A 12,598-nucleotide genomic window follows, 5' to 3' on the forward strand; every position below is an offset into this window, starting at 1 on the left:
TTACTCCTCCAAGCCCAATCGTAATTTTTCAATAAATGGTTGTATACTTGTGCTTTTAATAGCAAAGCTTGCTTTATTAATAATGAGCCGCGTACTAATTGGTTCTACTTCCTCTAAAACTACTAGACCATTTTCTTTTAATGTGTTACCGGTCTCCACGATATCAACGATTGCATCTGCTAATCCGATAAGGGGAGCTAGCTCAACGGAGCCATTCAACTTTACAATATGAATGGCTTTGCCTTTTTTAGAAAAGTAATTGTGAGTAATGGTTGGATACTTCGTTGCAATGGTAATTGGTTTCTCTTTATTTAAATTCTCTCCGGGTTTACCAGCTATGGCAAAAGTACATTGCCCAATTCGTAAATCGAGTATGTCATATACATCTGCCTCGGATTCAAGTACATTGTCCTTTCCTACTATACCGACATCTGCTGCGCCTCTTTCCACATAAGTCGGGACATCTACAGCTTTTACAAATAGTAACCTGATGGTTTTATCTGAATTGTAAAAAACTAATTTTCGACTTGATGATGTAAAGTTATTGAAAATAATTCCAATCTTTTTCATCAGATGTATGGTCTGGTTAGCTGTTCTACCCTTGGCTACCGCTAATGTGAAAGCTTCCAACTAAACCTCCCCCTCTTGCATAACTAATAACTCCTGTACTTCAGTTATGTCATGGAATTGATATGAATTCCCTTTATTTATGAGCGTACAAGAATCCTTCTGATAGTGGATGGTGCATGCTGAAGTAGTCAGGCTGTTTTCTTGATCAGGAAAGCTAAGTACGACATAGCCGCATTTCCGTAAATGTAACGTATCAGTTAGTGCTTTCTTTTGCATAGAGGGATGATAATAAACAATGATGTCTGATATGGTTGTTGGTGTTGCTAATAACTCATGCCGTTGTAAAGCCCTTTCTAATAACTGCAAGTCATATGCAAACCCTATTGCTGGTATAGATGCTCCAAATTGTTTTCCTAATTGATCATATCTACCACCCATGACTACCGGTTCCCCGATAAACTCAATAAACCCTTGAAAGATGATATCTGAGTAATAATCCATATCGTTAATTAAACCAAGGTTAAATATTATATAATCAGTAAGCTGATAGGCTTTTAGAATGTCATAAACATCTATGAGGTGCTGTAATTCCGCTTGCATATTTTCCTGTAATCCGTATTTCTGAATAGCATTGATTACATCACCTGGCAGACCATAAAGAAAAGGAATGTTCCTAATCAATTCTTTCAGCGGATCATCAATCTCAAGCGAATTTAGGTAGGGCTCTAATTCAGCTATATTTTTAGATTGAATAAAGTTTTGTAGATGGATTAATTCTTGCTTAGACAACCCAGCGAGCGATATTAATGCTTTGAACAATCCTGCATGACCTATTTCCATTTTAAAATCAATAAAACCCATATCTTGCAGTGTATGAATTGCCAATGCAATTACTTCTGCATCAGTAGTAGCTGATTTTTTTCCAAAGTGTTCAATTCCTGCTTGTGTTCGTTCGTTTACTTGATTTGCTTGATCATGGTAACGAAATATGTCCATGATATAAAAGTAACGATCATTTTGAGTGGTGGGATGATTGACCATAACCTGTGTAATAGGAATAGTGACGTCTGGTCGTAATACAAGTACCTTTCCTTTAGGATCCATAACTTTAACCATGTCATCTGTATTTACAATTCCATTAATGGAAGCATACATATCATAATACTCAAATGCTGGAATCTTAATTTGACGATACCCATAGGTTTTAAAACGGTGTTTTAATTTGTTTATTAATACTTCTTGCTGCTGAAAATCGTCTATAACGTTGCTATAGGAGCTATTTATTAAAAAAGGCTGCATTGTAAGTTTACTCCTTTTCACTTTATTACTTTATCGCTTTATTTAATTAAAGTTATATAGTATTCTAATAATTATAAAAGGAATTGTCAACCAAAGGGAGGGATATTTTTATGTTCGATTATCATATACATAGTAATTTTTCAGCAGATTGTGATACGCCAATGGAGGAGACAATAGAAGCCGCCTTGAAGAAGGGACTAAAGGAAGTTTGCTTCACTGAGCATATTGATGAGGATTATCCAGATCCTACGATTCATTTTGAGTTAGATTTACCTGCCTATGAAAAAAAAATCAAAGAAATGCAGTGTTTATATAAGGAGCGTATCAACATAAAAAAGGGTTTAGAAATAGGGGTACAGCCCCATTTGTTAGACAATTGCAAGCAAATGATACAGGAGGAAACATTTGATTTTATCATCTGTTCTATGCATACCACTTCTGGAATGGATTTACATTCTGGAGCTTTCTTTCAAGGTAAAACAGTGGATGAGGCATATCAAGCGTATTATCAAGAATTACTAGATTGCATTACTCATTTTAAAGACTTTCAAGTTTTAGGACATATTGATTTGATAAAAAGATATACACAGACAAGAAAAAATGAACATAGCTTTCTGAATCTGATTGAGGAGATATTTCAAGAAATCATACCAGCAGGGAAGGGAATAGAAATAAATACCTCTGGGTTCCGTTATGGTCTTAATAGTGCCATGCCTAGTAAAGATATCCTTAAGTTATACAAGGAGTGTGGTGGGGAAATCATTACAATTGGTTCTGATTCCCATCAAGCGTCTACTGTAGGTTATGGACTAGCAGAGGCGATAGAATTATTGCGATCACTAGGTTTTTCGTATATTACAACTTTTAAGGGAAAACAGCCAGTTTTCCATCATATATAATTGCTTCAACAAATGTCACTATTTCTAAAAGGAAAATACCGATGAGACATGCTATAATGAAGGGCAATAGGGGAAACCTTCTGTATCATTACCAATCCAGATCAACCGGTGATATGGTAATGGTTTAGATCACTGCCAGATAAATGAGGGAGTATTTTTGAAGAAAAAACATCTAATGAGTATTGCGTCCATATGTATAGTGATCCTAGGATTGATAGCCCTTGTATATATGCCCAATAAAACAAAGTCAGATTTTGACAAAATACGACCAACGTTGTTTGTACATGGTTATAAGGGAACTGTGAATTCATTTGGCCATATGCTAAAACGATTTGAGAGTGATTATAACTGGGGTAACAAAGCACTTGTCTATTTTGTGAAAAATAACGGAGCAATTGAAAAATATAACCTTAGTAAAGGTAAAAAAGAGCCTGTATTTGTTCAGGTTATTTTTGAAAATAACCGAGCAAGTTTTGAAGAGACAGCAGGTTGGCTAGCTGCTGTCTTAGCAGATATGAAAGCTGTTTATTCTATTGAAAATGTCAATCTTGTTGGACATTCGATGGGAGGAATCGTCTCCTTGGAGTATATGAAGCAATACCAAGGGGTGAAGTTTCCTACTGTTCGTAAATTTATAGCGATCGGTAGCCCGTTTGATGGGATCTATAGTGAAGAATATTTCCAACTAAATCGTGATCCTGCTGCTACTGATTTGCATCCCGATTCTCCTGCTTTACAATTTTTGAGAGAGCGATCATTTCCAGAATATACACAAGTATTAAGTATTGGAAGTACGGGGGATGCAATTGCTGTGCCAGAAAGTATTAAGTCGTTACGAACGATTATACCAAAGGATCAATTAGAAGAGGTTATTATTGACGATCTGCATTTAAGTCACAGTGGGTTACACGAGAGTAAGCTAGTGGACCAATACATTTATGAGTTTTTGTGGCAAGATCAGATTGAATAGCTTACAATGTAGAAGAGTATCATCAAGTATTTTGGAATAACTATTAAAGGAATGATACGTGTGGGATTGAGTCATCATATATACAATAAATTAATAGAAATTACATCCGAGAGTAATGTGATGGTGGACGAAGAATTAAAGAATCATACGTATACCCGTCTTGGCGGGAAGGCTGATTTTTTAGTAACACCTGAAACATATCATGAAGTACAGGAAATTGTAAGGTTGGCGAACGAAGAAAAGATTGCATTTACATTACTGGGGAATGGTTCTAATTTGATCGTAAAAGATGGGGGAATACGCGGAATTGTTATGAATCTTCATCGATTAACGGATATTTCCACTAACGGCTCTACAATTGTTGCTCAAAGTGGTGCGCGAATTATTGATGTTTCCCGAGAAGCACTAACTAAAACGTTATCCGGGTTGGAATTTGCCTGTGGTATACCAGGGTCAGTAGGTGGTGCATTGTATATGAACGCTGGAGCCTACGGTGGCGAAATAAAAGATGTGTTAGTAAGCACCAAGGTAGTAGATAAGGATGGAAATCTCCAAGTATTAACAGCATCTGATCTGGATCTAGCATACCGTACAAGTAACATTCCAGAAAAGGGATATATTGTTCTTGAAGCAACTTTTTCGTTGGAAAAAGGTAAATATGCAGAAATAAAAGCTATAATGGATGATTTGACGTATAAAAGAGAATCGAAGCAACCATTAGAGTATCCTTCATGTGGAAGTGTATTTAAACGACCACCAGGTTATTTTGCTGGAAAATTGATTCAAGACAGTGAATTGCAAGGAAAGCAAATTGGCGGAGCACAGGTTTCTTTAAAGCATGCTGGCTTTATTGTTAATAAGGATCATGCAACAGCTACAGAATATATTAATCTCATTCGCTATGTTCAAGATACAGTAAATGAAAAGTTTGGAGTGCGATTAGAGAGAGAAGTTAAGATAATTGGTGAAGATCCAGTTCGCTAGGTTATGGCAATCGTATATCTGACAAAAGAGGCTGAGACAAAAGAATGAAGAAACAATAAAAAACGAACGATAATTAGTTGAAAATTAATTATTGTTCGTTTTTTGGTTGGGATTATTCATTTAGCACCTGAAATAAGCGAGACTCCGGCGAGAACAATACGCGTCCGAAGATCCACTTGGTAACGTGTTTTTCTTTACCAAGTTAGCTGAGGCCGTGCCCGCAGAAAGCGAGTATAGTTCCACGGTGCGGCGATGATACTCCTATTGATAACATGATTATTCGTATTTTGAGTAAAGAAAATGGTTAGAGATTTCAATGCTATTGCTAATTCATCTCCGTTGAGGAAGATATTATGTTTTTCATTAGCTTCTAAAACGATGCAGGAAGCTTTGCAATCGTTCGTTTGTAGAATGCTCAATAACCTCGCTAGCTGTTCCCTGCTCAGCAATGACACCTTCATCAAGGAATAATACTTTGTCAGCTACGTCAAGAGCAAAATCCATTTCATGTGTAACGAGAATCATTGCCATTTCTCCCTCTTTGGCAATGTCACGAATAACTTCTAGTACTTCACCAACTAATTCTGGGTCAAGTGCAGATGTTACTTCATCAAATAGCATAACCTTTGGTCGCATCACAAGCGCTCTTGCCATAGCAACACGCTGTTTTTGTCCTCCAGAAAGTTGGCTAGGATAATTGTCCAATTTGTCACCAAGTCCAACTTTTTCAAGCATCTCAATAGAGCGCTGCTTGGCTGTAGATTTATCTTCATTTTTGACGTGGATCGGTGCCGTCATACAGTTTTCCAAAATGGTCATATGTGGGAATAAATTAAAATGTTGGAATACCATACCTATATCTCCCCGGACATTACGCAAATGCTTTTCATTTGCGTCGACCATACTCCCCTTTTTCTCCATCTTCCAAAGGTTTTTACCATCAACAATAATATCTCCTGAAGTTGGTTGCTCTAATGTCATTAGCATTCGTATAATGGTTGTTTTACCAGAACCACTTGGGCCTATGATTGCAACTTTTTCTGCAGGCTTAATATCTAGATCAATTCCTTTTAATACTTTGACATCTCCAAATGATTTATGAACATCATTAAAGGTAACAATCGGCTCTATCATTATGCTGTCGCTCCTTTACTACTATTTAATGCTTCTTTCTTATCAAAGCGGCGATTCATTTTCTTTTCCAGCTTATTAATGAGTAAAGCGGAAGGGTAACTCATTACTAAGAATAGGATAGCTACAATGGTTAATGGCTCAAGATAAGTCCAGTATTGAGCACCATAGCTATTTGCCATGTGGAGAATACCCGCCACACCAATGGTGGATGCTAGTGGAACTTCTTTAAACATAATAATTAAATAGTTACCTAACATTGGAATGGTCGGAGGAATAGCCTGTGGTAATATAATTTTAGTCCATTTTTGTCTAGTGGAAAAGTTTAACGCCCTTGCAGCCTCCCATTGTCCTTTATCTACACCATCAATGCCCGATCGGTATACTTCGCCAATATACGTGCTAAAGTGGATGCCGAGTCCAAGGATTGCACTTGTGAATGGGTCTAATGTCATTCCTACCACAGGTACCATCGGCCATGCATAAAAGATAAAGAATAGCTGAACGAGAGGTGGTGTAGAACGAATAAATTCCATAATCCAAGTTATGACCCAATGAAGCGGCTTGAAAGGAATTCTTCTAAGGAAGGTCCAGAAAAATCCAAATATCAAAGCAAATAAATAACAGGCTATTGTAAGACCTAATGTTATTCCAAGCCCCTGTACAATAACTAAAAACGCGTCAGCAAATACATCCCAGCTCCAAATATTCATTGACTAGCCACCCCTTTCTTCGAGATGTCTTCCATTTTACGAGTCAAGAAAATTAATGGAAGTGCAAGAATAAAGTAGAAGACTAATACTAATAAATAGACTGTCGGTGCTTGTGAAAGATTGGAGCTTCGTAATATATCTCCGTAGTATAAAATATCATGCATACCAATTAAGGATACAAGTGATGTAGCCTTGAGCATTTGAATTAAATAATTCCCAAATTCGGGAAGCATCATTCGTACCGCTTGCGGGAAAATAACCAGGCGCATACGTTGGAAACGTGACATATTTAACGCAGTGGCAGCCTCAGTCTGTCCTTTTGCTACAGCGAGTATAGATCCTCGTACAATTTCTGACATATAAGCCCCATAGTTTAAAGCGATTGCGATGACGCCAACCCACCAATTACTTCCAAGTTCAATTCCAAAAAGCATAGGAACTGCATAGTATAACCAGAATAATTGAACAATTAGAGAGGTTCCACGGAATATTTCTACATAGAATCCGGTGAATTTTCGAAGGATAACATTTTTGGAAAGGCGACAAAGCCCTGCAATAAACGCAAATAAATAACCAAAAAATGCAGAGGCAATTAGTACAGAGATGGTAATGGTTAGCCCCTGCGCTAACATGGGAAAAATATCTATAATTGCTTTAATAGTGATCACTCCTTATTTTTCAGTTAGATGTATGGTTTCTCAAAAAAATTATAGGGTCTGACTCCCCCTAAGGTAAGGGAAGTCGGACCCTATGGAGTCATTGGTTTACTATAGTGTACGTGTTATTTTAATTCTTATAGTTCACCGTTACAGATTTTTTCTGTAGTAATTCCGGGCTCTACCATGTTATTTGCTTCGCTAAATCCATTCTTTTCAAGAAGTTCAGCTACTGTACCATCTTCTTTTAACTCAGCTAGCTTTTCATTATAGGCATCGCGTAGATCTGTATTATCCAAATGGAATGCTGCTGCTCCATAGCTTGGAACACCTTCCACATCTGGTTGTTCAAATCCTTCAACAAATTCCAGCTTATCAGAGTTAGAGGACTCTAGTGCCATTTTAATAGTCATTTCTGTACCAGTAGTTGCATCAGCTCTTCCTGACTCTACTGCAGAAAAGGTTGCCGGGATATCATCTGCAGATTGAATTTGGTCTTCGCTTACACCTTCTGTTTTAAGGAATTCATTTTCGGTTGCTCCTGCCATCACGGAAACTTTTACATCTGGATTATCTGCAATGTCTGTATAGCTCTTTAAATTTAACGGGTTTCCTTTTTGAACAATTAATCCTTCCCCATATTTCATTTCCGGCTCACCAAAAGCTGCATTCTTACAGCGATCAGAGTTAATTGCCATGCCGGCAGTGATAACATCGAACTGACCAGCCTTTAAGCCTGGGATTAGCTGTCCAAAATCAGCAAGCTTGGCATCCATTTCATTTACGCCAAGTTCTTTAAAGACAGCAGCAGCAATATCCACAGCAGCACCTTTTAACTCCCCATTATCATCTTGGTAAGCGTACGGCTCTTCATTAGCAAAGCCTATTGTGACAGTGCCAGCTTCTTTTAATTCTTCTAGTTTACCACCGCTACCTTCAGACTCTCCGTTTCCGCCTTCCTTGCTCTCATTATTGTCAGATGAACCACACGCTGCAAGTGCAATTAGCAAGAAACCTAAAACAAACATAAGTAAAAATTTCTTCATGTAAATAATTTCCTCCCTTTTTATTTGTAAAAGTGAATAAGTAAGTAGCCAGATGACTTTATTCATAGGTGAAAATCACTGGAATAATCTTGAAAAATAGATTAAAAGAATTAGAGGAACTCAAGTTGAAGCACTTATATTAAAATGTTACAGGTTCTAGTTAAGTGACTCAAACGCAGTAAATTTAGATAATTTGGAATTTATTATGATTTAACTGAATGAATGAAGAATAAAGCATGTATACATAAATATACTATCTTATCATCTGCTAAGCTTCCGTATTATCTAAATTTGCAAATAAATCCCAGCTAATGATAAACCGAATAGACATCATTCTATTAAAAAAGTACCATAGGATTAGCGAATAGTATTTAATCATTGGATGATCTACTTTATCCCACATATAACTGGCAGTAAGATCTCCACTTCAAGCAATAAAGTGAAACCAATGTGGATAAGTTGGGGTAACTGCCAGTAAATGTCCGATTGGTTCGCACGCAGGCCTTTAGGTCATCCCCTTGTGGTACTAACCATCCGTGGGGTCTAAACAAAAACTCCCACTGATTGAAGTTTCACTTTATTAAGGATATTATTCAAAGGGGAGGCGAAAATATGCATATCGTTGTTTTAGGTGCTGGTGCGTTAGGAGGTTATTTTGGATTACGTTTTCAAGAGGCAGGAGCTAAGGTAACTTTTCTTGTGCGAGAACAGAAGGCGATACAACTGAAAGAACAAGGTGCAATGATTCATAGTATACATGGGGATTATGAAACCCATGATGCAACGATTGTTACAGATCCACAGCAGATAGAAGATCCAGAAGTAGTTTTGATAAGTGTGAAGGGCTATCACTTACAAGGTGCTATGAAGCAATTACGTGTCCTAGTAAATAAAGGAGCGTATATTCTTCCAGTATTAAATGGAATAGAGCATCTGGCTAAATTACAAAATGAACTTGGAAAAGCATCCATACTTGGGGGACTTTCATTTATCATTGCAACATTAAATGACAAGGGGCATGTGGAGCATTCAAGCGATTTCCACGAGCTCATATATGGAGCACTTGAGCCTGAACAAGAGGCAATTTGTTCTAAATTGGATAAGCTTAGTAATTCTGCTAACATGACTGGGAAGAACAGTAATAACATATTGCTTGAGCTATGGAAGAAATATATGTTTATAAATGCTTTTTCAGGTGTTACAGCTGTAGTAGATTTACCTATTGGTATGATTAGGCAACATAATGAGACCTTTCATATTATGCTACACTTGTTAAGTGAAATGAAGACCTTAGCTAATATCTATGACGTTCCAATTACTGAACAAGATGTTAAAGAAGCTTGGGATAAATTAAATAACTTACATGATCAGGCTACATCTTCGATGCATCAGGATCGTAGAAAAGGACTGACACTAGAATTGGATCACCTCCATGGTGGAGCACTTCGGTTGGCAGGAGCTAAAGGCATTGACCTTCCCTATACAAGGGCTGTTTATGGTATGCTACAACCATTTGAAAATCTAACATAAAAGTGGAGGAATCAAATTGTCTACATTGACTATTGTAATCATCGCTTGCGTTATCGTAGTCGCGATTGTTTTAGTTCTATCATTGGTAACCATTTCAAAAGGGTATGCGTATAAGCATAAGGTTGATCCGTTACCAAATGAGAGAGAGAGCAAGCAAGAATTAGAGAAGCAAAAGGGAGAGTAATAATAAAATGAAGTATGCAACCATCGGCACAAGTTGGATTACAGACGCGTTTATTGAAGCAGCTGATCAATCGAAATCTGCTCAGCTAGCTTCTGTTTATTCGAGGACTGCTTCAGCAGCCAAAGCCTTTGCTCATAAGCATGGGATTGAATGTAGCTATTCATCTATGGAGGAAATGTTAAATTCAGATGCAGACTTTGTTTATGTTGCATCCCCAAATCGTATGCATCCAGAACATATAAAGCTGTGTATAAAAAAGAGGAAGCATGTATTTTGTGAAAAACCAATGGTATATACGGTTAAGCAGTTAGAAGAACTGCAACGATTAGCTAAGGAACATGATGTGTTTATATTTGAAGGATTTCGCCACTTATTTTCCCCCAACTATGATATTTTAAAGAATAAACTCTCACACGTAGGTAAAATACGCAGTGCAATGCTGCAATATGTTAAGTATTCATCACGTTATGATGTTTTTAAAGAAGGTACGATTCCTAATGTGTTTGCAAAAGAGTTTGCAGGTGGGGCTTTGATGGATTTAGGTGTATATCCTTTAAGTATGGCTGTTGATTTATTTGGGCAGCCGAATGATGCCGCTTATTTTCCAGTTTTATTAGCTAATGGAATCGATGGAAGTGGTACGATCGTGCTAACATATGAAGATTTTAATGTAACCATTTTATGCTCTAAGATTGCAGATGCCACTATCCCCTCTGAAATTCATGGGGAAGAGGGAACATTAACAATGAATCAAATTGCACCTATTGAAAAACTACAGTTTTACAATAGAACGAATTCAGAAACAAACGAGCTTGCTGTAGAGCAAATGACTGCTGACATGATATATGAAATCCAAGCATTTATTAAGATGGTTAGTGATAATAACACGGCATTATATGAGAAGTGTTTAGAAAGAAGTCGCTATATTGCCGAAATAACAGAAAAACTAAGGAGAGATTCCGGCATTCACTTTCCTGGTGAATAAAACACATTGTGTCCCGTATATAACTGGCAGTAAGCCCCCCACATTTCAAGCAATAAAGCGAAACCAATATGAATAAGTGGGTGATCAACTGCCAGTAAATGTTCAATTGGTTCAAAGACTATTAGGTCATACCCATTGCTAACAATCAGTGAGAGATAACAAAACTCCCACTGATTGTAGCCCATGCTGTTCTTTTGTCTCAGTTTCGTTATTTTTGAAAGTAAAAAAAGCAGTTGACTACTTATTTGAGTTGGCTGTAACTATTCCATTTATTTCGTTTGTGGCAACGATTTGTTCTTGTTCCTAATCAACCTTTGGTCGAACTCCTTGTTGAAGCTGATTTATACTTAAACCAAAAGTCATTTGCAAGTGTGGATAGTCTTTGAAATTATTCCAGTCACCACCCCATTCAAATCCCAATTCTTTAGCGATTGCTGCTACTTCATACCAATCCGATTGATTGTTACCATTCCCATCGTATTGAATATCCCATATTATTTTTCCTGTATCATTTTCAAGAGCAAAATCAATGGCTAGTCCATAATTGTGATAGGATTCACCACCCTTTGCATAGGTAACAATATTCCCTTTGCGTGTTCGTCCCTGTTCATATAGTCGATTCTGCTCCTTAAAGGAGCGTACTTCCTCCGTAATGACGACATCAATATTTTTTTTCGCAGCTCTTTCAATCAGCCTGTTTTTATTCGCTTCTACTGTTGGATGTAAGTTAGATGGTAAAGGATCACCTTTATCTGATTCAGAATATTTTCCATTGTTATGATGATAGACTTGAAATAATATAACTAGGCATAGAATGATAATTATCCAAGGAAGTAATATTTGTTGTAATTTTTTCATGCTGACTGTACTCCTCATGTTTTAATGCACACAAATCTTAATCGCTATGAACGAAGGACACCAGATTTTAATTTTAGATTATGAATATTTTTTTATCCATTTTTTACGTTATAATGAGTAAAAACCAGAAAGGTGGATTTCATGATTACCGCTCTTGTTTCTATTATTGGCTATCTAGCAGGCTGTCTACATGGTTCGCAGCTTGTAAGCATGTATAAAAAGGTAGATATAAAGAATGCCGGTGTGAAAAATGCTGGAGCCTCTAACACAACCATTTTACTTGGCTGGAAGTATGGTGTTTTAGTTGCACTTATTGATATTTTTAAGGCTACATTTGCCATAGTGCTTGTATTATACATTTTAAATGAAAATGGCATTACTGGTAAAGAACAGACGTTGCTCATATATATATCGGCTTTATTTATTATTCTAGGTCATAATTACCCACTAACAATGAAATTTAGTGGTGGTAAGGGAACGGCATCGTTAGTTGGAATCCTACTCGCCATTGATTGGAAAATAGCTATTATAGGCATTGGAATTTTGCTCATATTTACAATTGCAACAGATTATTTAGTGGTTGGTGTATTATGTATGTATGTTTCCTTTTTAATTACAACATATGTATTTTTTGGTCCAGAACCAACATCTATCGTCGTTTTTTTATCTGTTTTAAGTATAGCGAAACATTTGGATAATTACCGACGTATAATTAATAAGGAAGAAACAAGACTATCAAGTATGTTTTCAAAAAAGTAAATGACGTTGGAGGA

The 12,598-nt window shown here is 36.8% G+C and carries 16 protein-coding genes; 7 read left to right on the plus strand and 9 right to left on the minus strand.

Going from position 1 to position 12,598, the window contains the following annotated elements:
• Together hisG and hisZ are read right to left on the minus strand one after the other, a co-directional pair.
• Window positions 1-630 (minus strand): ATP phosphoribosyltransferase, encoded by a 630-nt coding sequence (gene hisG / locus D9782_RS08245; protein ID WP_026683108.1) that lies wholly within the window; start codon window positions 628-630, stop codon window positions 1-3.
• Entirely contained in the window at window positions 631-1,869 is a 1,239-nt protein-coding gene (hisZ, locus tag D9782_RS08250) for an ATP phosphoribosyltransferase regulatory subunit (RefSeq protein WP_121604498.1), read from the minus strand.
• 110 nt (window positions 1,870-1,979) lie between these two features.
• On the opposite strand from hisZ, the gene D9782_RS08255 reads away from it, so the two are divergent.
• The 3 genes from D9782_RS08255 to murB all read left to right on the plus strand — a co-directional run bounded on the left by D9782_RS08255 (window position 1,980) and on the right by murB (window position 4,722).
• A complete protein-coding gene (locus D9782_RS08255; RefSeq protein ID WP_026683110.1) occupies window positions 1,980-2,768 on the plus strand; it encodes a histidinol-phosphatase HisJ family protein in 789 nt (262 codons plus the stop codon).
• Window positions 2,769-2,997: 229 nt separating this feature from the next.
• Complete coding sequence (locus D9782_RS08260) at window positions 2,998-3,738, plus strand: alpha/beta fold hydrolase (RefSeq protein ID WP_240455828.1); 741 nt, start codon at window positions 2,998-3,000, stop codon at window positions 3,736-3,738.
• Window positions 3,739-3,789: 51 nt separating this feature from the next.
• On the plus strand, window positions 3,790-4,722 hold the full coding sequence (murB, locus tag D9782_RS08265) for a UDP-N-acetylmuramate dehydrogenase (RefSeq protein WP_200862600.1): 933 nt from the start codon (window positions 3,790-3,792) through the stop codon (window positions 4,720-4,722).
• A 363-nt stretch (window positions 4,723-5,085) separates the two neighbouring features.
• Here murB and ehuA read toward each other — a convergent pair whose 3' ends face one another.
• The 5 genes from ehuA to D9782_RS23785 form a co-directional block, all read right to left on the minus strand.
• Complete coding sequence (gene ehuA, locus D9782_RS08270; RefSeq protein ID WP_026683113.1) at window positions 5,086-5,856, minus strand: ectoine/hydroxyectoine ABC transporter ATP-binding protein EhuA; 771 nt, start codon at window positions 5,854-5,856, stop codon at window positions 5,086-5,088.
• Window positions 5,856-6,566: an ectoine/hydroxyectoine ABC transporter permease subunit EhuD gene (ehuD, locus tag D9782_RS08275; protein ID WP_026683114.1), complete on the minus strand. Its 711-nt coding sequence runs from the start codon at window positions 6,564-6,566 to the stop codon at window positions 5,856-5,858. The genes ehuA and ehuD overlap by 1 nt, the downstream gene beginning before the upstream one ends.
• Window positions 6,563-7,198: an amino acid ABC transporter permease gene (locus tag D9782_RS08280; RefSeq protein ID WP_026683115.1), complete on the minus strand. Its 636-nt coding sequence runs from the start codon at window positions 7,196-7,198 to the stop codon at window positions 6,563-6,565. The genes ehuD and D9782_RS08280 overlap by 4 nt, the downstream gene beginning before the upstream one ends.
• Window positions 7,199-7,359: 161 nt before the next feature.
• A complete protein-coding gene (gene ehuB / locus D9782_RS08285; RefSeq protein ID WP_121604500.1) occupies window positions 7,360-8,268 on the minus strand; it encodes an ectoine/hydroxyectoine ABC transporter substrate-binding protein EhuB in 909 nt (302 codons plus the stop codon).
• A gap of 268 nt (window positions 8,269-8,536) precedes the next feature.
• Window positions 8,537-8,671: a hypothetical protein gene (locus tag D9782_RS23785; RefSeq protein WP_256365768.1), complete on the minus strand. Its 135-nt coding sequence runs from the start codon at window positions 8,669-8,671 to the stop codon at window positions 8,537-8,539.
• 209 nt (window positions 8,672-8,880) lie between these two features.
• Between D9782_RS23785 and D9782_RS08290 the strand changes: the two genes are divergently transcribed.
• Genes D9782_RS08290 through D9782_RS08300 form a run of 3 tightly spaced genes read left to right on the plus strand, consistent with a single transcriptional unit; the run spans window position 8,881 to window position 10,967 of the window.
• Entirely contained in the window at window positions 8,881-9,798 is a 918-nt protein-coding gene (locus D9782_RS08290) for a ketopantoate reductase family protein (RefSeq protein ID WP_121604501.1), read from the plus strand.
• 16 nt (window positions 9,799-9,814) lie between these two features.
• Window positions 9,815-9,982: a YtzI protein gene (ytzI, locus tag D9782_RS08295; protein WP_121604502.1), complete on the plus strand. Its 168-nt coding sequence runs from the start codon at window positions 9,815-9,817 to the stop codon at window positions 9,980-9,982.
• 7 nt (window positions 9,983-9,989) lie between these two features.
• Window positions 9,990-10,967, plus strand: coding sequence for a Gfo/Idh/MocA family protein (locus D9782_RS08300; protein WP_026683118.1), 978 nt, complete (start codon window positions 9,990-9,992; stop codon window positions 10,965-10,967).
• Here D9782_RS08300 and D9782_RS22825 read toward each other — a convergent pair.
• Window positions 10,949-11,152: a hypothetical protein gene (locus tag D9782_RS22825; protein ID WP_162986354.1), complete on the minus strand. Its 204-nt coding sequence runs from the start codon at window positions 11,150-11,152 to the stop codon at window positions 10,949-10,951. The two genes, D9782_RS08300 and D9782_RS22825, sit on opposite strands and share 19 nt — an antisense overlap.
• Window positions 11,153-11,270: 118 nt before the next feature.
• Window positions 11,271-11,825, minus strand: coding sequence for a M15 family metallopeptidase (locus tag D9782_RS08305; RefSeq protein ID WP_026683119.1), 555 nt, complete (start codon window positions 11,823-11,825; stop codon window positions 11,271-11,273).
• A gap of 141 nt (window positions 11,826-11,966) precedes the next feature.
• Between D9782_RS08305 and D9782_RS08310 the strand changes: the two genes are divergently transcribed.
• Window positions 11,967-12,584, plus strand: coding sequence for a glycerol-3-phosphate acyltransferase (locus tag D9782_RS08310; protein ID WP_026683120.1), 618 nt, complete (start codon window positions 11,967-11,969; stop codon window positions 12,582-12,584).
• Window positions 12,585-12,598 lie beyond the last annotated feature (14 nt).

The sequence above is a fragment of the Virgibacillus sp. Bac332 genome, from assembly GCF_003667785.1.
GTDB lineage: Bacteria > Bacillota > Bacilli > Bacillales > Amphibacillaceae > Virgibacillus > Virgibacillus salarius.

Excerpts from the sequence above, each read along its gene's own strand:
- hisZ (WP_121604498.1), bottom strand. The coding sequence starts at position 1,869 with ATGCAGCCTTTTTTAATAAATAGCTCCTATAGCAACGTTATAGACGAT.
- D9782_RS08255 (WP_026683110.1), top strand. The coding sequence starts at position 1,980 with ATGTTCGATTATCATATACATAGTAATTTTTCAGCAGATTGTGATACG.
- D9782_RS08260 (WP_240455828.1), top strand. The coding sequence starts at position 2,998 with ATGCCCAATAAAACAAAGTCAGATTTTGACAAAATACGACCAACGTTG.
- murB (WP_200862600.1), top strand. The coding sequence starts at position 3,790 with ATGATACGTGTGGGATTGAGTCATCATATATACAATAAATTAATAGAA.
- ehuA (WP_026683113.1), bottom strand. The coding sequence starts at position 5,856 with ATGATAGAGCCGATTGTTACCTTTAATGATGTTCATAAATCATTTGGA.
- ehuD (WP_026683114.1), bottom strand. The coding sequence starts at position 6,566 with ATGAATATTTGGAGCTGGGATGTATTTGCTGACGCGTTTTTAGTTATT.
- D9782_RS08280 (WP_026683115.1), bottom strand. The coding sequence starts at position 7,198 with ATGTTAGCGCAGGGGCTAACCATTACCATCTCTGTACTAATTGCCTCT.
- ehuB (WP_121604500.1), bottom strand. The coding sequence starts at position 8,268 with ATGAAGAAATTTTTACTTATGTTTGTTTTAGGTTTCTTGCTAATTGCA.
- D9782_RS23785 (WP_256365768.1), bottom strand. The coding sequence starts at position 8,671 with ATGTGGGATAAAGTAGATCATCCAATGATTAAATACTATTCGCTAATC.
- D9782_RS08290 (WP_121604501.1), top strand. The coding sequence starts at position 8,881 with ATGCATATCGTTGTTTTAGGTGCTGGTGCGTTAGGAGGTTATTTTGGA.
- D9782_RS08300 (WP_026683118.1), top strand. The coding sequence starts at position 9,990 with ATGAAGTATGCAACCATCGGCACAAGTTGGATTACAGACGCGTTTATT.
- D9782_RS22825 (WP_162986354.1), bottom strand. The coding sequence starts at position 11,152 with ATGGGCTACAATCAGTGGGAGTTTTGTTATCTCTCACTGATTGTTAGC.
- D9782_RS08305 (WP_026683119.1), bottom strand. The coding sequence starts at position 11,825 with ATGAAAAAATTACAACAAATATTACTTCCTTGGATAATTATCATTCTA.
- D9782_RS08310 (WP_026683120.1), top strand. The coding sequence starts at position 11,967 with ATGATTACCGCTCTTGTTTCTATTATTGGCTATCTAGCAGGCTGTCTA.